This window comes from Delftia sp. CH05 (assembly GCF_009827015.1).
Taxonomy (GTDB): Bacteria; Pseudomonadota; Gammaproteobacteria; order Burkholderiales; family Burkholderiaceae_C; genus Comamonas; species Comamonas tsuruhatensis.
Window position 1 is genome coordinate 26,597 of record NZ_WUMG01000028.1, and the last position, 18,171, is coordinate 44,767.

15 protein-coding genes and 1 tRNA gene are annotated in these 18,171 nt (G+C 66.9%); 6 read left to right on the forward strand and 10 right to left on the reverse strand.

The window, feature by feature from the left end:
- Positions 1 to 208: 208 nt before the first annotated feature.
- The 6 genes from GRX31_RS19815 (at position 209) to GRX31_RS19840 (ending at position 10,391) form a co-directional block, all read left to right on the forward strand.
- Entirely contained in the window at positions 209 to 2,797 is a 2,589-nt protein-coding gene (locus GRX31_RS19815; protein WP_047327589.1) for a sensor domain-containing protein, read from the forward strand.
- Positions 2,798 to 3,030: 233 nt separating this feature from the next.
- Positions 3,031 to 4,881: a methyl-accepting chemotaxis protein gene (locus GRX31_RS19820; RefSeq protein WP_016450622.1), complete on the forward strand. Its 1,851-nt coding sequence runs from the start codon at positions 3,031 to 3,033 to the stop codon at positions 4,879 to 4,881.
- Between the two features lie 292 nt (positions 4,882 to 5,173).
- A protein-coding gene (gene prfB, locus GRX31_RS19825) for a peptide chain release factor 2 (protein WP_126312227.1) occupies positions 5,174 to 6,278 on the forward strand; the annotation gives its coding sequence in 2 pieces (ribosomal slippage) (positions 5,174 to 5,254 and positions 5,256 to 6,278; 1,104 coding nt in all).
- Between the two features lie 78 nt (positions 6,279 to 6,356).
- A complete protein-coding gene (gene pepN / locus GRX31_RS19830; RefSeq protein ID WP_160854382.1) occupies positions 6,357 to 9,083 on the forward strand; it encodes an aminopeptidase N in 2,727 nt (908 codons plus the stop codon).
- A gap of 198 nt (positions 9,084 to 9,281) precedes the next feature.
- Positions 9,282 to 10,289, forward strand: coding sequence for a class 1 fructose-bisphosphatase (locus GRX31_RS19835; RefSeq protein WP_012205101.1), 1,008 nt, complete (start codon positions 9,282 to 9,284; stop codon positions 10,287 to 10,289).
- A gap of 26 nt (positions 10,290 to 10,315) precedes the next feature.
- Positions 10,316 to 10,391: transfer RNA gene (locus GRX31_RS19840), tRNA-Thr, on the forward strand.
- Between the two features lie 74 nt (positions 10,392 to 10,465).
- Here the strand turns inward: GRX31_RS19840 and GRX31_RS19845 are convergent.
- The 10 genes from GRX31_RS19845 to GRX31_RS19890 form a co-directional block, all read right to left on the reverse strand.
- On the reverse strand, positions 10,466 to 10,762 hold the full coding sequence (locus GRX31_RS19845) for an addiction module antidote protein (protein WP_202396651.1): 297 nt from the start codon (positions 10,760 to 10,762) through the stop codon (positions 10,466 to 10,468).
- Positions 10,763 to 10,930: 168 nt separating this feature from the next.
- Positions 10,931 to 11,683, reverse strand: coding sequence for a 4'-phosphopantetheinyl transferase family protein (locus GRX31_RS19850; RefSeq protein WP_160854384.1), 753 nt, complete (start codon positions 11,681 to 11,683; stop codon positions 10,931 to 10,933).
- Position 11,684: 1 nt separating this feature from the next.
- Positions 11,685 to 12,119 (reverse strand): excinuclease ATPase subunit, encoded by a 435-nt coding sequence (locus GRX31_RS19855; RefSeq protein WP_337193955.1) that lies wholly within the window; start codon positions 12,117 to 12,119, stop codon positions 11,685 to 11,687.
- A gap of 47 nt (positions 12,120 to 12,166) precedes the next feature.
- The gene (locus GRX31_RS19860; protein ID WP_160854385.1) at positions 12,167 to 12,562 is read right to left on the reverse strand and encodes a hypothetical protein; all 396 of its coding nucleotides are present in this window, start codon (positions 12,560 to 12,562) and stop codon (positions 12,167 to 12,169) included.
- Complete coding sequence (locus GRX31_RS19865; RefSeq protein WP_160854386.1) at positions 12,559 to 13,818, reverse strand: beta-ketoacyl-ACP synthase; 1,260 nt, start codon at positions 13,816 to 13,818, stop codon at positions 12,559 to 12,561. Before GRX31_RS19865 ends, GRX31_RS19860 begins: the two co-directional genes overlap by 4 nt.
- Positions 13,815 to 14,558, reverse strand: a complete 744-nt coding sequence (locus GRX31_RS19870; RefSeq protein ID WP_160854387.1) for a 3-ketoacyl-ACP reductase FabG2 — start codon at positions 14,556 to 14,558, stop codon at positions 13,815 to 13,817. Before GRX31_RS19870 ends, GRX31_RS19865 begins: the two co-directional genes overlap by 4 nt.
- A complete protein-coding gene (locus GRX31_RS19875) occupies positions 14,555 to 15,034 on the reverse strand; it encodes an ApeP family dehydratase (RefSeq protein ID WP_061287592.1) in 480 nt (159 codons plus the stop codon). The genes GRX31_RS19870 and GRX31_RS19875 overlap by 4 nt, the downstream gene beginning before the upstream one ends.
- 12 nt (positions 15,035 to 15,046) lie before the next feature.
- The gene (locus GRX31_RS19880; RefSeq protein ID WP_160854388.1) at positions 15,047 to 16,258 is read right to left on the reverse strand and encodes a beta-ketoacyl-ACP synthase; all 1,212 of its coding nucleotides are present in this window, start codon (positions 16,256 to 16,258) and stop codon (positions 15,047 to 15,049) included.
- On the reverse strand, positions 16,255 to 16,851 hold the full coding sequence (locus tag GRX31_RS19885) for a DUF3261 domain-containing protein (protein ID WP_160854389.1): 597 nt from the start codon (positions 16,849 to 16,851) through the stop codon (positions 16,255 to 16,257). The genes GRX31_RS19880 and GRX31_RS19885 overlap by 4 nt, the downstream gene beginning before the upstream one ends.
- A gap of 65 nt (positions 16,852 to 16,916) precedes the next feature.
- Entirely contained in the window at positions 16,917 to 18,167 is a 1,251-nt protein-coding gene (locus GRX31_RS19890) for an NAD(P)/FAD-dependent oxidoreductase (RefSeq protein ID WP_046239891.1), read from the reverse strand.
- Positions 18,168 to 18,171 lie beyond the last annotated feature (4 nt).

Consider the following 18,171-nt stretch of genomic DNA (forward strand, 5'->3'; position numbering starts at 1 on the left):
AAGGCGGGAGTCACCATCAAACAAGAATCATTCTCAAATCATTGTAACCAGCGGAATCACTTGCCTAAGAGTGCCATAAGGCGGACCATCCAAAGGCGAACAGTGGGAGCAAGTGCGACCAGAGTGGCTGACATCCAGCTGCTGCGCCGGATCGGTATCATTTAGAAACAATCAATCATCAGCTCAGCATCCATCAGGAGAGCGAACCATGTTCGAAACGCGGGTAGCAGGCACGGCAGGACAACAGGCGCTGTGGAGCACGCTGGACAAGGCCATGGCGCTGGCGGAATTCACGCCCGAAGGCCGGCTGATGCGCGCCAATGCCAACTACGAGGCCATCCTCGGCTATCCGGCCACGGGCGCTGAAGGTCTGCTTCACAGCGATCTGTGCACGCAGGCCCAGGCCGACCCGGCCGCCTACGGTCAGTGGCGCCAGCGCTGGGGCGCGGGCGAGACGGTTTCGCGCGTGGGAGAGCACCGGCGCCGCGACGGAAGCACCTGCTGGCTGGAGGCCACCTATGCGCCCGTGCTCGATGCGGCCGGCGCCCTCAGCCATGTGCTGTGCATTGCCACCGATGTCTCGGCCCGCATGCTGGCCGACCGCCGGCGGCAGGAGCACATGCGGCGCCTGTCCCTGGTGGCAGACGCCACCGACGCGGCCGTGGTGATCGCCGATGGCAACTGGACCATCAGCTATGTGAATGCGGGCTTCAGCCGCATGTTCGGCTGGACCAGCGAGGAAGTGGTTGGCCGTGCGCCCATCGCCCTGCTGGTGCCCCATGCCTCGCCCGAGTTCACGGCCGCCTACCGTGCCGAGCTGGACGCGGGCAAGCCCGTGTACCGTGAGGAGATCCTGGTGGGCAAGGACGGCGAGCGCTACTGGGTCAGCGCCCAGGCCAATCCCGTGATGGGGCCGGACGGGCGGCTGCAGACCACGGTGACGGTGATCACCGACATTACCGAAGCCAAGATGCATGAGGTGCTGCAGCGGCGCGCCCTGGAGGCCATGGCCCGCGACCAGCCGCTGACCGAGGTGCTGGACCTGGTGTGCCGCGAGGTCGAGCGCATTGCGCCCGATATCGCGGTCTCGGTGCTGGAAGTCGATGACCAGAACCGCCTGCATCCGCTGGCCGCGCCCAGCCTGCCGGCCTCCTATTCGGCGGCGCTGGACGGCGTGCCCATCGGCCCCAATGTCGGCTCCTGCGGCGCGGCGGCCTTTCACAACCGGCCCGTGCTGGTGGGCGACATCGCCACCGACCCGCTGTGGGCCGACTACAAGCACCTCATCCTGCCGCTGGGGTATACGGCCTGCTGGTCCACGCCCATCTGCGGGCTGCAGGGCGGCGTGGCCGGCACCTTTGCCTTCTACTACCGCCATTTCAACCGGCCCGGCCCCGATCCCTTCCACCAGCGGCTGGTGGAGGCCTGCACCGACCTGTGCGCGCTGGCGCTGGAGCGCGAGCAGGCACGCCGCCGCATCCGGCAGCTGGCCTTCTACGACGGGCTGACCACCCTGCCCAACCGCAGCCTGCTGCTGGCCCAGGCCGAGCAGGCGCTGTCCGTGGCGTCGCACGAGGGCCACGAGCTGGCCGTGGTCTTCATCGACCTGGACCGTTTCAAGCAGGTCAACGACTCGCTGGGCCACCCGGCCGGCGACCGGCTGCTGTGCAGCGTGGCCCAGCGCATCCAGGCGGAGCTGCGCACGGGTGACATTGCCGGGCGGCTGTCGGGCGACGAGTTCGTCATCGTGCTGCCACACTGCGGCGGTGCGCAGGCGGCCGAGGTGATAGAGCGGCTGCAGTCGGCACTTGGCGAGCCCTGCATGATCGACGACGTGTCCCTGGCCAGCACGGCCAGTTGCGGCATTGCCGTGTTTCCCGCCGACGGGCGCGACATGGAGACCCTGCTGCACCGCGCCGACATGGCCATGTACCAGGCCAAATCCGGCGGGCGCGGGCTCTACAGCTTCTTCAGCCCCGAGATGAACCGCCTGGCCCAGGAGCGCCTGGTGCTGGAGACGGCGCTGCGCGACGCCCTGCGCAGCGGCGGCCTGCGCCTGCACTACCAGCCCCAGCTCGACCTGAAGGACGGGCGCCTCTACGGCGTGGAGGCCCTGGCGCGCTGGAGCCATGCGGAATTCGGCGAGATCTCGCCCGCACGCTTCATTCCGCTGGCCGAGGAATGCGGCCTGATCGGCGAGCTGGGCACCTGGGCACTGCGCGAGGCCTGCCGCCAGCTGGGCGAGTGGCGCAGCCGGGGCATCGACGTGCCGGCCATGTCGGTCAACCTCTCGCCCACGAGCTTTCACAACCTGGACCTGCCGCGCATGATTGCCGACACCCTGGAGCACAACGCGCTCAAGCCGCAGGACCTCACGCTGGAGATCACCGAAAGCCTGCTGCTGGACACCAACCCGGGCACCATGCGCACGCTGCAGGCCGTGCATTCCCAGGGCGTGCGCCTGTCCATGGACGACTTCGGCACGGGCTACTCCAGCCTCAGCTACCTGCGGCGCCTGCCGGTCAGCGAACTCAAGCTGGACCGCAGCTTCGTCGCCGACCTGGAGCACGACGAGGCCGCCCAGGCGCTGAGCAACGCCATCCTGGGCATAGGCCGCAGCCTGCACCTGACCGTGGTGGCCGAGGGCGTGGAGACGGCAGCGCAGAACACCATCCTGCGCGAACAGGGCTATCCGGTGGCACAGGGCTATCTGTTCTCGCGCCCGCTGCCGGCCGCTGATCTGGAGCGGTGGCTGCAGGCATCGAGCGCGCAGGCCGGCCTGACGACGGACGTGTGAGCGGACCAGGCCATGCGCGCGGAGACCTTGGCCGGCAAAAGTAACAATCCGCAATAAATATTCGGACTGGACCTATTTTTCCCTAAGCCTCGCCGGCAAGTGACCGATATCTGCGGCATGGCGGCGGCTGAGTGTCGGCCCCGCTGATCGCCACAGATCGCCACCGTTTCCGCCGACTCCCAGCCCCAGCCGCTCATCCGCTTCCGCTCTTCGCCATACGGCACTCCCCCACCATGATGTTTTTCCGCAATCTGAAGCTGGCCCCCAAGCTGCTGGCCTCCTTCATCGCCCTGCTGCTGCTGACCGCAGGCCTGGGCCTGTTCTCCGTGGTCCAGCTGGACCGCGTCAACCAGACCGCCACCGACCTGGCCCACCATTGGATGCCTGCCGAGCGCGTGCTCCTGGAGATGCGCTACCAGCTGCAGCGCTACCGCTCGCAGACCATGCAGCATGTGCTGGCCACCTCCATGGAAGAGATGGCCGTCTACGACAAGAACATGCCTGCGCTGTGGTCCGAGCTGCTGAAGAACCAGCAGGCCTTCGAGCGCTATGCCAATACGGCACGCGAGCGCGAGCTGATGGCCGGCATCAAGGACGACCTGGGCCAGTACGCGCAGCACACGGCAAAGATCGTGGACCTGTCCCACGCCCTGCGCACCGACGAGGCATCCGAGCTGCTGCGCGGCGATTCGGTCAAGACCAGCCGCGCCATCAACAGCAAGCTCGATGAACTGATCAAGCTCAACGCCCAGGGCATCGAAGATGCCAACCAGGCCGGTGACGACATCTTCACGGCTGCGCGCTGGTGGGTGATCGCCCTGCTGGTGGGCGCCGTGGTCTTCGGCCTGGCCATGGCCCTGCTGATCGCCCGCAGCGTGGCGCGCCCCCTGCAGCAGGCCGTGAGCCTGGCGCAGGCCGTGGCCGCAGGCGACCTGGGCAGCCGCATCGAGGTGCATGGCAAGGACGAGACCGGCCAGCTGCTGCTGGCCCTGCAGCACATGAACGAAAGCCTGCAACGCATCGTGGGCCAGGTGCGCCAGGGCACGGACTCCATCGCCACGGCCAGCGGCCAGATCGCATCGGGCAACCAGGACCTGTCGGCCCGCACCGAGGAGCAGGCCAGCTCGCTGGAGCAGACCGCCGCCTCCATGGAGGAGCTGACCTCCACCGTCAAGCAAAACGGCGCCAACGCCCAGCAGGCCAACCAGCTGGCCGCCGCCGCGTCCCAGGTCGCCGTGCGCGGCGGAACGGCCGTGGCCCAGGTGGTGCAGACCATGTCAGCCATCAACGATGCCTCGCGCAAGATCGTGGACATCATCGGCGTCATCGACTCCATCGCCTTCCAGACCAACATCCTGGCGCTGAATGCCGCCGTGGAAGCGGCCCGCGCCGGCGACCAGGGCCGGGGCTTTGCCGTCGTCGCCTCGGAAGTGCGCACCCTGGCCCAGCGCTCGGCCGCCGCCGCCAAGGAGATCAAGCAGCTGATCGACGACTCGGTGGGCAAGGTCGAGGAAGGCAGCGCCCAGGTCGATTCGGCCGGCAAGACCATGGAGGAGATCGTGGCCAGCGTGCGCCGCGTGACCGACATCATGGGCGAGATCTCGGCCGCCAGCCATGAGCAGACGGCCGGTATCGAGCAGGTCAACCAGGCTGTTACGCAGATGGACCAGATGACCCAGCAGAACGCGGCCCTGGTCGAGGAATCGGCGGCGGCCACCGGCGCCCTGCAGGCCCAGGCCAAGGCGCTGGCCGAGGTGGTGAGCGTGTTCAAGCTCTCGCCGTCCACCGGCATGCTGGGCAGCAGCCGCGGTGTCAGCCACGCCGCCGCCGTGGCAGCGCCCCGCCAAACACCGGCGGCGCCCCGTCCGCATCTGGCGCCTGCCGCTCCCAAAGGCGCTGTGCCCGCACGCGCATCGGCCGCCCTGCCTTCTGCAACTGTTGCGGCCGGTGCACCCCCTGCTCCGGCAGGCGCCGCGCGCCCGGCCCAGCCGGCGCAGCCGGCCCGGCCTGCCGTGACCGCACCTGCCAGGGCCAAGGCCAAGGCGGCCAGCACGGCCTCCGACGACGATTGGGAAACCTTCTGAACCAGGTTTTCACCCGCCCCGCCCGGGGGCGGACACACCGGCCAAGGCCCGACCAGCTCCTGCTGGCCGGGCCTTTTTTCCGGGCGCCTCGCAGGCGGATCACGCCCCTGCCATGGCCAAGCCCTTCAAATCTGCCATGATCGACCGCTGCAAGCCCTTGTTTTGAAAGCCCTCGCCAGTCTGCCGCCCTCCCGCAGCCCCGCGCGACAGGCGCTTGGCCCGGCACGGTGCCCCAGCATGAGAAAATCGGCGATTCAGCCAAGAACACATTCATCAGAAGACGGAACACATCATGGAAGCAGAACGCATCAACCTCATCGGCAACACCCTCGAAGATCTGTCGCAGCGGACGGCAGATCTACGGAGGTATCTTTGACTACGATGCAAAGTACGAACGACTGCGCACGGTAAATGCCTCGCTGGAAGATCCCAGCGTCTGGAACGACCCCAAGAAGGCCCAGGAACTGGGCAAGGAAAAGAAGCTGCTCGACGGCGTCGTGCTGACGCTGCAAAAGCTCACCACCGAGCTGGCCGACAACGCCGAGCTGTTCGAGATGAGCAAGGAAGAAGGCGATGAGACCGGCCTGCTCACCATCGAGGGCGAGACCGCCAAGCTGCAGCCCCTGATCGAGGAACTGGAGTTCCGCCGCATGTTCGGCAAGGAAGCCGATCCGCTGAACTGCTTCGTGGACATCCAGGCCGGCGCCGGCGGCACCGAAGCCTGCGACTGGGCCGGCATGCTGCTGCGCCAGTACCTGAAGTACGCCGAGCGCAAGGGCTTCAAGGCCACGGTCGAGGAAGAGACGCCGGGCGACATCGCCGGCATCAAGAGCGCGACCATCCACATCGAAGGCGAGTACGCCTACGGCCTGCTGCGCACCGAAACCGGCGTGCACCGCCTGGTGCGCAAGTCGCCCTTCGACAGTTCGGGCGGCCGCCACACCAGCTTTGCCTCGCTGTTCGTCTATCCCGAGATCGACGACTCGATCCAGATCGAGATCAACCCCTCGGACGTGCGCACCGACACCTACCGCGCATCGGGCGCCGGCGGCCAGCACATCAACAAGACCGACTCGGCCGTGCGCCTGACGCACATCCCGACCGGCATCGTCGTGCAATGCCAGGATGGCCGCAGCCAGCACAGCAACCGCGACGTCGCATGGCAGCGCCTGCGCTCCAAGCTCTACGAGCACGAGATGCAAAAGCGCATGGTGGAGCAGCAAAAGCTGGAGGACACCAAGACCGATGTGGGCTGGGGCCACCAGATCCGCTCGTACGTGCTGGACAACAGCCGCATCAAGGATTTGCGCACCAACGTCGAAATCTCGGCCACCCAGAAGGTGCTGGACGGCGACCTCGACGCTTTCATCGAAGCCTCGCTCAAGCAAGGCCTCTGAGTTTCAAGCCCCTGGGCGGCACCGGCCGCACAGGGGCTTGAACTCTGTCCCCTGATATTGGCATAGGAAGGAATCTGTATGCTGCAACTGCGTGACGGGCAGGCCCCTGCCACCGCCATCCACCGCGCCGACTACCAGGCTCCTGCCTGGTGGATCGACACCGTGGACCTGACCTTCGATCTCGATCCGGCCAAGACCCGCGTGCTCAACAAGATGCGCGTGCGCCGCAACACCGAGGTGCCGGCGCAGCCGCTGCGCCTGGACGGCGATGAACTGAACCTTGCGCGCGTGCTGGTCAACGGCGGCGGCACCTCGTTCAAGATGGACGGCGACCAGCTCGTGCTGGAGAACCTGCCCGAGGGCGGCGACCCCGTCGATCTGGAAATCTTCACCACCTGCGCGCCCGCCAAGAACACCAAGCTCATGGGCCTGTATGTGAGCCAGGGCACGTTCTTCACCCAGTGCGAGGCCGAGGGTTTCCGCCGCATCACCTATTTCCTGGACCGTCCCGACGTGATGGCCATGTATACCGTGACGCTGCGCGCCGACAAGACCGCGTACCCGGTGCTGCTGTCCAACGGCAACCTGGTCGAGCAAGGCGCGCTGGAAGACGGCCGCCACTTCGCCAAGTGGGCCGATCCGCACCGCAAGCCCAGCTACCTGTTCGCCCTGGTCGCCGGCAACCTGGTTGCGCGCGAGCAAAAGATCAAGAGCCGCGCAGGCCGCGACCACCTGCTGCAGGTCTTCGTGCGCCCCGGCGACCTGGAGAAGACCGAGCACGCCATGAACTCCCTCATGGCCAGCGTGGCCTGGGACGAGGCCCGCTTCGGCCTGTCGCTGGACCTGGACCGCTTCATGATCGTCGCCACCAGCGACTTCAACATGGGCGCCATGGAGAACAAGGGCCTGAACGTCTTCAATACCAAGTACGTCCTGGCCAGCCAGTCCACGGCCACCGACACCGACTACGCCAACATCGAGTCCGTCGTCGGCCACGAGTACTTCCACAACTGGACCGGCAACCGCGTCACCTGCCGCGACTGGTTCCAGCTGTCGCTCAAGGAAGGCCTGACCGTCTTCCGCGACCAGGAATTCAGCATGGACATGGCGGGCAGCCCCTCGGCACGCGCCGTCAAGCGCATCGAGGACGTGCGCGTGCTGCGCACCGCCCAGTTCCCCGAGGATGCAGGCCCCATGGCCCACCCGGTGCGGCCCGACAGCTACATCGAGATCAACAACTTCTACACCGTCACCATCTACGAAAAAGGTGCCGAGGTCGTGCGCATGCAGCACAACCTGGTGGGCCGCGAAGGCTTCGCCAAGGGCATGAAGCTGTATTTCGAGCGCCATGACGGCCACGCAGTGACCTGCGACGACTTCGCCCAGGCCATGGCCGACGCCAACCCCGACAGCGAGCTGGCCCGGCGCCTGGACCAGTTCAAGCGCTGGTACAGCCAGGCCGGCACGCCACAGCTGCGCGCCGAAGGCAGCTATGACGCGGCCGCCCGCACCTACACGCTGACGCTGAGCCAAAGCTGCGCGCCCACGCCCGGCCAGGCAGAGAAGCTGCCCTTCGTCATCCCCGTGCAGATGGGCCTGCTGGGCCAGGACGGCCGCGCGCTGACCCTGCGCCTGCAGGGCGAAGATGCGCAGGCAGCCGGCGACAGCCGCCTGTTGGTGCTGTCCGAACCCAGCCACAGCTTCGTCTTCACCGACGTGGACCAGGAGCCCGTGCCCTCGCTGCTGCGCGGCTTCAGCGCCCCCGTGGTGCTGCAGCAAAGCGACAGCGATGCCGCCTTGCTGACCCTGCTGGCCCATGACAGCGATGCCTTCAACCGCTGGGAAGCCGGCCAGCGCCTGGGCCTGCGCATCGCGCTGCAGGCCATTGGCGACACCTCCATCACGGCAGACGCCAGCGGCCAGATCGCCGCTGCCCTGCTGCCGGCCTCCTTCGTCGAGGCCATGCGCGGCGTGCTGCGCCATCCGCAGCTGGATGCGGCCTTCAAGGAACTGATGCTGACCCTGCCCGGCGAAAGCTACATTGCCGAGCAGCTGGCCGTGGTCGATCCTCAGCGCGTGCACGCCGTGCGCGAAGCCATGCGCCAGCAACTGGCCACCGAACTGCAGGCCGACTGGCAGCAGGCATGGCAGGAGCACAGCGACACCGGCGCCTACCGCCCCGACCCCGTCAGCTCCGGCCGCCGCGCCCTGTCCGGCATGGCACTGTCCATGCTGTGCCTGGCCGCGCGCGCCTCGGGCGACACGGTCTGGCCCGGCAAGGCGCTGCAGCGCTTCAAGGACGCAGGCAACATGACCGACCGCATGAGCGCCCTGACGGCACTGGTGCAAAGCGGCCACCCGCTGGCCGCCCAGGCCCTGGCGCGTTTCCACAAGCTGTTCCAGCACGATGCGCTGGTGCTGGACAAGTGGTTCGCGCTGCAGGGCGGCGCCTGCGACCGTGGCGGCAACGTGCTGCCGGCCGTCAAGCAGCTGATGAAGCACCCCGACTTCCAGATCAAGAACCCCAACCGCGCGCGCAGCCTGATCTTCAGCTACTGCAGCGCCAATCCCGGCGCCTTCCACCGCGCCGACGCGGCGGGCTACGTGTTCTGGAGCGAGCGCGTCATCGAGCTGGACGCCATCAACCCCCAGGTCGCCGCCCGCCTGGCGCGTGCCCTGGACCGCTGGAGCAAGCTGGCCGAGCCCTACCGCACCGCTGCACGTGAAGCCATCGCCCGCGTGGCGGCTCGCGCCGAACTCAGCAACGACGTGCGTGAAGTCGTCACCCGCGCCCTCGCGGATTGACGAGCCACCCCCTGAGTCGCTTCGCGCCTTCCCCCTTGCAGGGGGACGACACCCTCGGTGCGAGGCGGCTCTTCCTCGGTGTCCCTGGCTTGAGCAGCGCCGGTTTTATGCTGCAAGCCAGGAATCACTGAAATGCTGTTCATCAGCAGATGCATACGCCATGCCGCATCTGCTCCCGGATTTTTAGGAGTTGAACCCATGAAGAAAAACGTCAGCCTGACCCGCTACCTGGTCGAGCAGCAACGCGTGGACGGCCTCATCCCCGGCCAGCTGCGCCTGCTGCTGGAAGTCGTGGCCCGCGCCTGCAAGCGCATCAGCCAATCCGTCAACAAGGGCGCCATCGGCGACGTGCTGGGCACGGCCGGCAGCGAGAACGTGCAGGGCGAAGTCCAGAAGAAGCTGGACATCATCGCCAACGAGGTGCTGATCGAGGCCAACGAATGGGGCGGCCACCTGGCGGCCATGGCCTCCGAGGAAATGGAAGGCATCTACCTGGTGCCCAACCGCTACCCGCACGGCGAGTACCTGCTGATGTTCGATCCGCTGGACGGCTCGTCCAACATCGACGTCAACGTCTCCATCGGCACCATCTTCAGCGTGCTCAAGAAGCCCGAAGGCCACCCCGGCGTGACCGAGCAGGACTTCATGCAGCCCGGCACCCAGCAGGTAGCGGCCGGCTACTGCATCTACGGCCCGCAGACCACCCTGGTGCTGACCGTGGGCGACGGCGTCTCCATGTTCACGCTGGACCGCGAGCAAGGCTCCTTCGTGCTGGTGCAGGAAAACATCCGCATCCCCGAGGACACCAAGGAATTCGCCATCAACATGTCCAACATGCGCCACTGGGACACCCCCGTCAAGCGCTACGTGGACGAATGCCTGGCCGGCGTGGAAGGCCCGCGCGGCAAGGACTTCAACATGCGCTGGATCGCCTCCATGGTGGCCGACGTGCACCGCATCATGACCCGCGGCGGCATCTTCATGTACCCCTGGGACCGCCGCGAGCCCAACAAGCCCGGCAAGCTGCGCCTGATGTACGAAGCCAACCCCATGGCCTGGCTGGTCGAACAGGCCGGCGGCGCCGCTACCAACGGCAAGCAGCGCATCCTCGACATCCAGCCCACGCAGCTGCACGAACGTGTGAGCGTCATCCTCGGCTCGAAGAACGAAGTCGAAAAAGTGACGCAATACCATTCCGAGGCATGAATTTGCCGTTATAATTTTTGTCTGTCGCCGGTGTAGCTCAGTTGGTAGAGCAGCTCATTCGTAATGAGAAGGTCGAGGGTTCGATTCCTTTCTCCGGCACCAAACAAGAAGCCCCAGATTCGCAAGAGTCTGGGGCTTTTTCGTTGGGCACTCTGAGTGCATTCCAGCAACAATGATCAGGTGCGGATAGGCTGAGCCACCAGACGCACGCCAAGAGCGCCACAGACGCGACGGATGGTGTCAAACCGAGGCTGGCTGCCCGGCCGCAGTGCCTTGTACAAAGCCTCCCGGGTCAGACCGCTGGCACTGGCTATCTCGCTCATGCCGCGCGTGCGTGCGATCACGGCAAGGGCATGGGCCAGTTCGGAGGGGTCATCTTCTTCCAGCACCAAGGACAGATAGACAGCCACGTCCTCATCGGTTTTCAGGTGCTCGGCCATGTCAAAGGTGGGAAGGTCAGCAATCTTGGTCATGGTCAGTTCTCCAGGGTCTTGGACAGGGCAATTGCAGCCGCAATGTCCACCTGCTGGGTTGCCTTGTCGCCACCACCCAACATAGCTACCAGCACGTAACACGCAAAGCTAACGGCGAAACCACCCCAGTGGTCAGAATTTCTGCAGCTGGACATGGGTCTTGTGCCATCAGGCCAGCACGACAAGTCGCCAATCCGCAGCGGGCTGCCAATGCACTTCTTCGCTTCCTGATATAGCCACCTCGGGCAGGGGCCCAGGCATGCAAAGCGCCAGGCACACGGCCTGTGCATCGCAATCCCGGCCTTGCCACAGACGGCCGTGGGCCAGGGGCGGCCCAGCCATGTCGAGCGCAGCGGAGACGGGTATCCACGCAAGCTGCCGCATCCGGACAAAGTCCAGGCCCTGGCCCAGGCTCTTGAAATAGGCCTCCTTCAGGCTCCACAGCTGCACCAGGCTGTGCTGCAGGCGGGCTCCGTCCTGCGCGTGCAGCCACGCGCGTTCGGGCGAGGAGCACACCATCTCGGCCATGCCATGCACGTCGCGCTGGCGGCGCTCTGTCCGCCGCTCAATGTCCACGCCCACCGGGCCTTGTGCGACGGCGCAGGCCAGCCAGCCGGCGCTGTGCGAGAGGCTCAAACGGGGCTGCGCTCCAAAAATGCCGCCCTCCCCGCCTTGATCCACGTGGGGTGCAGCATTGCGGGGCGCTGCCAGCCGCCAGGTCGATGCGGCATCGTGCCCGCCGGCCAGCAGCAGGCGCATGGCATAGCGGCAGGCGATGAATTCGCGCTGACGCGCCTCGCGCATGCCGGCATGGCGCTCCCGCTCCGAGTCCGTCAGCCAGCCCGCAGCCAGCGACTGCGCATTGGCCCACAAGGGCGCCTGCGCCCCCAGCAGCAAGGCGCAGGCGGCCGGCGCGCTCAAATCACCGGCCTACGCAGGCATAGGTGCCCTTGAAGGTCACGCCGGCCATCACATTGCCTGCGCGGCATTCGAAATTGACCGGGTCCCGGGTGGATTGCTTCTTGTTGAAGCTGTGCAGGTCCACCACGGCGTTGGCGCCCTTTTGCTTGGCCTTGGCCTCGAAGGCCATCAGGGCAGACAGCGCTGCCCAGTTGCAGGCCGTGGCATCGTCCTTGCCCACGCCGTTGGTTTTCTTGTTGGACACGTCATCGCCCAGCTTTTCGGAGATGGCGGGCGTGCTGGCACCGGACAGGTGAAAGCTCACGCTGCCGTCGAGCTTGCCCTGCTCCAGGCCGAGCTTCACCACGTCGGCCAGCGGCAGCATCACTGCTTCATTGCGGGCATGTACCGCCGTTGCGGCCACCAGCGCCATGGCTGCCAAGATCATCTTTCTCATGGAAACTCCCTCTCTGTAAAAAAGCATGGAACAGGGACAGCGATGGATTACGGGGTACTGATTTTCTTCATCAGATTCCGGACCCAGCGGTTGTAGTTGGGATGGATCTCCCGCTTGCCATCGCCTTCCGAGTAATTCAGATTCACACTGTGCAAATAGCTGATCCGGTAGGTATCTGTGTTGTAGTGCACCGCGATGTTGACCTGGTGCTTGCCTTGCTTGTCGTAGTGCAGCTCCAGGCGGCCCGGCTCGTCGCCGACCACCACCCAGCCCAGCGACTTCGACGCCACCACGATGCGATCGTGCAACGGCTGCGTCGTAGTCTCGGGCGAGGCGGTCCACATGACCGCCGGGGGTTCATAGATGTCCGTGCTTCGTGCCACCGCGCTGCCTGCGGCCAGGGCAAGGACCAGGACAATGGCGGCGGTTCTCGTCTGTTTCATTTCACTGGCTCCTGTTGCTTCCAACGTCGAAAAATCAATGAGGTGTTGATGCCGCCAAAGGCAAAGTTGTTGCTCATGACGATATCGGTGTGCAAGGCACGCGGCTCGCCCATGACGTAGTCCAGATCGGCGCAGCGCGGATCGGGTTGCTGCAGATTGGCGTTGGCTGCAAACCAGCCTTCACGCATCATCTCGATGCTCATCCAGGCTTCCAGCGCGCCGCAGGCGCCCAGCGTGTGGCCCATGTAACCCTTGAGGCTGCTGATGGGCACCTGGCTACCGAGCACTTCGCGGGTGGCCTGCGATTCGGCAATGTCCCCCTGGTCCGTGGCCGTGCCGTGGGCGTTGACGTAGCCGACCTCCGAAGGTTCGATCCCCGCGTCATCAAGCGCCATGCGCATGGCCTGGGCCATGGTGGCGGCGTTGGGCTGCGTCACATGGGTGCCATCGGAGTTGCTGGCAAAGCCGATCAGCTCGGCCCGGATGCAGGCGCCCCGGGCAAGTGCATGCTCCAGCTCTTCGAGCACCAAGGTGCAGGCGCCCTCTCCCAGCACCAGGCCGTCGCGCCGGGCGTCGAAGGGACGTGGCGTGCACTCGGGGCTGTCGTTCTTGACGCTGGTCGCAAACAGGGTGTCGAACACTGCCGCCTGCGTGGCATCCAGCTCCTCGGCCCCGCCGGCCAGCATGGCAAGCTGCTTGCCGCTCTGAATGGCCTCGAAGGCATAGCCCAGGCCCTGGCTGCCCGAGGTGCAGGCGCTGGACGTCGTGATGACGCGGCCCGTGGTTCCGAAGAACACGCCGATGTTCACCGCCGCCGTGTGCGACATCATCTTGATGTAGGTGTTGGCGTTGATGCCCTCGGTGCTCTTGTCGGCCATCATGCGGCCGAAGTCGCCGATGGCCGAGGGCGTTCCGGCGGACGACCCATAGGACACGCCCATGTGCCCGCTTTTGACGAAGGCATTGCCCAGCAGGCCGGCATCGGCCAGCGCCAGCTCGCTGGCACGCGTGGCCATCAGGGCGACGCGGCCCATGCTGCGCATGGACTTGCGGTTGTAGTGCGGCGGCAGATCGAAGGGCGGCACGGTGCTGCCCAGCCGGGTGCTCAGGCCCTCATAGGCAGCCCACTCGTCCATCACCCGGATAGCGGTTTTGCCGGTGCGCAGTCGCTCCCGCACCGTGGCCCAGTCGTGGCCCAGCGGACTCAGGGCACCCACGCCCGTGACGACCACACGCCGTTTGCTTGCTGCGCTCATCCCACCATCCCTCCATTGACGGAGATGACCTGGCGCGTGATGTACGAGGCCTCGCCGCCCATGAGGAAGGAGACCGCACCTGCCACCTCGTCCACCGTGCCCATGCGGCGCATGGGAATCAGCGCCAAGGCATGTTCGAGCACTTCCTCGCTGACCATTTCCGTGTCGATCAGGCCGGGCGCCACGCAATTGACCGTGATCTCGCGCTTGGCCAGCTCCACGGCCAGGGACTTGGTCGCAGCGATCACCCCGGCCTTGGCCGCGCTGTAGTTGGCCTGGCCCCGGTTGCCCATCAGGGCGGAGACCGAAGCCAGCGTCACGATGCGCCCCGGCTTGCGGCGGCGCACCATGGGCATGACCACCGGGTGCAGCACGTTGTAGAACGCATCCAGGTTGGTATGCACCACGGCATCCCACTCCTCGCCCGTCATGGCAGGGAAGGCATTGTCCCGGGCGATGCCGGCATTGCAGACCACGCCGTAGTAGGCGCCGTGCTGTTCCATGTCGGCCTCAAGCGCCTGAGCGCAGGCAGGACGGTCTGCCACATCGAACTGCAGCACGCGGGCCTGCCGGCCCAGCGCGGCAATGTCGGCCACCGTCTGCAGGGCCTGCTCGCGGCCGCTTCGGCAATGGACCACGATGTCGAAACCATCGCGCGCCAGGCGCAGGGCGATGGCCCGGCCTATGCCCCGGCTCGACCCGGTCACCAGCACCGTGGCTGGCTGGGCGATTGCACTCATGCTTGTCCAACTCCTTCTTGCTCCAGCGCCTGTATGAATGCGCTGCCATTGTCTGGTTCGTAAACGGATATGCGGGCCTGGGCGAGCACGCGGTCCTCGCCCAGGGGCTGGATGCGGCAATCGAACATGCCCAGGCCATTGGTGCCCACCAGTTCGCAGTGCACGCTCACGCGCAGCACGCTGCCCGGGGAAAAATGTGCGCAGGCCGCCTGGAACTTGCGCGTGCCCAGCAAAAAACCCAGCTTGACGGGCCGCCCGGCCTGCACCGCCTGCCAGCCGGCCCAGGCGGCCACGGTCTGGGCCATGTACTCCAGCCCCACCCAGGCGGGCATGCCGGCGTCCTGCAGAAACAGGCCATCACGCGGCACGGTGACCTGCGCATGGGCGCTGTCGGCGGATGCATCGAGCAGGCAGTCCAGCAGCAGCATCACGCCGCGATGGGGCACGTAGTTTTCAATCGGTAGAAATGCGTTCATCTCGATGGCTCCTCAGGCAGCGGCCAGCAGCAGGGCGCAGTTGCTGCCGCCAAAGGCAAAGGAATTGCTGAGCACGGCCCGGGGCGCACGCCCCAGCGCCATGCCCGGGCGGACCACGGCCAGGGCGGGCAGTTCGGGCGCCTGCTCGCCATCCCACCAGTGCGCAGGAAGCCGGCCCTGCGGGTTGTCGTGCAGCAGGTGCCAGGCCATGGCCGCTTCCAGCGCCCCGGCCGCCGCCAGGGTGTGGCCGGTCAGCGGCTTGGTGGAGCTCACGGGCGTTGCTTCGCCGAACACGCTGTGAATGGCCAGGCTTTCCATGGCGTCGTTGTGCACCGTGGCCGTGCCGTGCATGTTGATGTAGTCCACGTCACCAGGCCGCATGGCCGCACGCCGCAGCGCCTGCTCCATGGCCTGGATGGCGCCCTGGCCGGATGGGTCGGGGGCCGACATGTGGTGGGCATCCTGGGTCTCGCCCCAACCGGCCAGACGCACGGGGCCTGGCTCTCGCGTCAGCAGGAAGAACGCCGCGCCCTCGCCCAGGTTGATGCCGCTGCGCCGGGCAGACAGCGGGTTGCAGCGCTTGTCCGACACGGCCTGCAGCGCGCTGAAACCGGCCACGGTGAAAGCGCACAGCGCATCCACCCCGCCGGCCAGCACGGCATCGACCAGGCCGGCCTGCAGCCAGCGCGCGGCAGATGCCAACGCCTTGGCCCCGGAGGAGCAGGCGGTGGAGAGGGTGTGCGCCGGCCCCTGGATGCCCAGGTGCTGGGCCAGGAACTCCGACACATTGCCCATTTCCTGCAAGGCGTAATCAAAGTCCTGCGGGAACCGGCCCTGTGCCTGCCAATGGGCGGCGGCGGCTTCGCCCTCCTGCACGCCGGCCGTGCTGGTGCCCACCACCACGCCCACACGCGCCGGGCCCCAGCGCGACAAGGCGTGCTCCACCGAGCCGCGCACGCCCTGGGCGGTGTGCCATGCCAGGGCGTTGTTGCGCGATCGCTGCGGCGGCGGTGCCCAGTCCAGCGTGGGGAGCACCACATGGGGCGGCAGGCAGCCCAGCGGCAGGTGCCGGCCCGGGCTGTAGCGGTCGCTGCACTGCAGGCTGTCGGGGGCCTGGGTGGCGAACAATGCGGCGCGCAGGCCGGCCGCATCGGCGCCCAGGGCGCTGGTGGCTGAAAGGGTTTGCACAAACACGGCCTGTGCCGTCGGGGTGATCGCGGTCATGCGCCCTCCCCTGCATTGGCACAGGGACGCATGCCGCCGGGCGAGGCAACGCGCAGTTGCCAGGCGCCTGCGGCATACACGATCTCGAATGCATCGCCGCCGGCAGGCCGGATCTCGACGCGCGTCTGCCCTTGGTGAGACAGGCGTCTGGCCGAGCCGCTGGCCGATCCGCTGGGTGTTCCGACCTCTTGCAGCATCCAGGACGCGGGCAAGTCCCGCGCAATGGCGTCCACCGGCCACAGCGCCAGCTGCATGTCGCCGAGCACCTGCGCCGGCGCCAGTTGCGCCGGCCACCAGCGTGACAGCTCGGCCTGCAGCTGCCGCCCATTCCAGACGATCACGCCCACGCGCTGCCCCAGGTGGACCAGCGCCAGGCGCACCGTCTGCGCATCGACCTCCAGCAGCGCGTCCAGTTCCTGCGCGGGCTGGCCAGGCGCCTGCACCACCAGATGCTGCTGCAGAGCCAGCGCGCAGCCCAGCGCAGCCGGCGGCAATGCCAGCCGCGGCGGCGTGGCATTGCCCTGCGGTGCACGCGCCTCTGGTGCGGTGGAGCAGCCTGCCAACGCGCTGGCCGTGATGATGGCAGCGCTCACGGAGCACACCGCGAACAAGGCTGGTGCACGCTGGCGCGCAAAAGCCGGGAAAAGACGCAGCCGCCTCATGCCATCACCCCCTGCGCGGGCTGGCAAAGCTGGCTCAGCACGTTCAGGCGGCGCTCTGGCTCGGCCACATAGGGGTTGCGTCCATCCCAGGCGTAGCCGGCGAGGATGGACGAGATCATGCGGCGGATGTCCGGCGCATGCGACGGGTGGAAGATCACGTCCTGGAAGCTGCCGTCGTACCAGCCCTGCACGAAGGCACGGAAGGTATCGACACCTGCCTGCAGCGGCTGGGCATAGTCCTGTTGCCAGTCCACCGCCTCGCCCTGCCAGCTGCGGGCGATGCAGTCGGCGGCCAGGCTGGCCGACTTCAGGGCAATGGTCACGCCGCTGGAGAACACCGGGTCCAGAAACTCGCCCGCATTGCCCAGCAAGGCATAGCCCGGGCCCCACAGCGCCGTCACATTGGCCGAGTAGCCCGTGAGCGAACGACCCGGCGTGTCCCACCGGGCATTGCGCAGCACCTGCGCGAGGCTGGGCGTCTCGGCAATGATGGCGCGCAGGCGCTCGACCTCGGAGCCCGCATGGCGCTCCAGGAATTCGGGCGTGGCGACAACGCCCTGCGAGCTGCGGCCATTGGAAAACGGAATGGTCCAGAACCACACATGCCGGTGCTCGGGATGCACGGAAATCAGGATCTTGTCGCGGTCCATGTCCTGTGCCGCGATGCGATCCTCGACATGCGTGAACAGGGCCGCACGCACGGGAAAACCGGAGGGCCGCTCCAGCCCCAGCATGCGCGGCAAGATGCGCGCAAAGCCGCTGGCATCCAGCAGATGGCGGGCCTGCACCACATATTCCTCGCCTTGCGGCGTGCGGGCCGTGACCTGCGGCTGGGCGCCTGCCACGTCCACGCCGGTCACCGTATGGCGATAGCGGATCTCGGCGCCCGCCTTCTGGGCGGCATCGGCAAGCACCTTGTCGAAATGGGCGCGCTGCACCTGGTACGTCGTGCCCCATCCGCAGGAGAACTTGTCACGGAAGTCGAAGGCCGTGCGCAGATCGCCCCGGGCGAAGGCCGCGCCGTTCTTGTGCTGGAAGCCCGCCTCCACCACGTCCTGCAGCATGCCGGCCTGCTCGATGTAGGCCATGCTTTGCGGCAGCAGGCTCTCGCCAATGGAAAAGCGCGGGAACTCTTCCTTCTCCAGGATGAGCACCCGGCGCCCCTGCCGGCGCAGCAGGCCCGCCGCCACGGCGCCGGAGGGGCCGGCGCCAATGATCAGGATTTCAGTCTGTTCGGTACGTTGCATGTAC

What these genes read in the sequence shown, in the direction of transcription:
- GRX31_RS19815 (WP_047327589.1), top strand. Translation starts at nt 209, where the DNA reads ATGTTCGAAACGCGGGTAGCAGGCACGGCAGGACAACAGGCGCTGTGG.
- GRX31_RS19820 (WP_016450622.1), top strand. Translation starts at nt 3,031, where the DNA reads ATGATGTTTTTCCGCAATCTGAAGCTGGCCCCCAAGCTGCTGGCCTCC.
- pepN (WP_160854382.1), top strand. Translation starts at nt 6,357, where the DNA reads ATGCTGCAACTGCGTGACGGGCAGGCCCCTGCCACCGCCATCCACCGC.
- GRX31_RS19835 (WP_012205101.1), top strand. Translation starts at nt 9,282, where the DNA reads ATGAAGAAAAACGTCAGCCTGACCCGCTACCTGGTCGAGCAGCAACGC.
- GRX31_RS19845 (WP_202396651.1), bottom strand. Translation starts at nt 10,762, where the DNA reads ATGACCAAGATTGCTGACCTTCCCACCTTTGACATGGCCGAGCACCTG.
- GRX31_RS19855 (WP_337193955.1), bottom strand. Translation starts at nt 12,119, where the DNA reads ATGAGAAAGATGATCTTGGCAGCCATGGCGCTGGTGGCCGCAACGGCG.
- GRX31_RS19860 (WP_160854385.1), bottom strand. Translation starts at nt 12,562, where the DNA reads ATGAAACAGACGAGAACCGCCGCCATTGTCCTGGTCCTTGCCCTGGCC.
- GRX31_RS19865 (WP_160854386.1), bottom strand. Translation starts at nt 13,818, where the DNA reads ATGAGCGCAGCAAGCAAACGGCGTGTGGTCGTCACGGGCGTGGGTGCC.
- GRX31_RS19870 (WP_160854387.1), bottom strand. Translation starts at nt 14,558, where the DNA reads ATGAGTGCAATCGCCCAGCCAGCCACGGTGCTGGTGACCGGGTCGAGC.
- GRX31_RS19875 (WP_061287592.1), bottom strand. Translation starts at nt 15,034, where the DNA reads ATGAACGCATTTCTACCGATTGAAAACTACGTGCCCCATCGCGGCGTG.
- GRX31_RS19880 (WP_160854388.1), bottom strand. Translation starts at nt 16,258, where the DNA reads ATGACCGCGATCACCCCGACGGCACAGGCCGTGTTTGTGCAAACCCTT.
- GRX31_RS19890 (WP_046239891.1), bottom strand. Translation starts at nt 18,167, where the DNA reads ATGCAACGTACCGAACAGACTGAAATCCTGATCATTGGCGCCGGCCCC.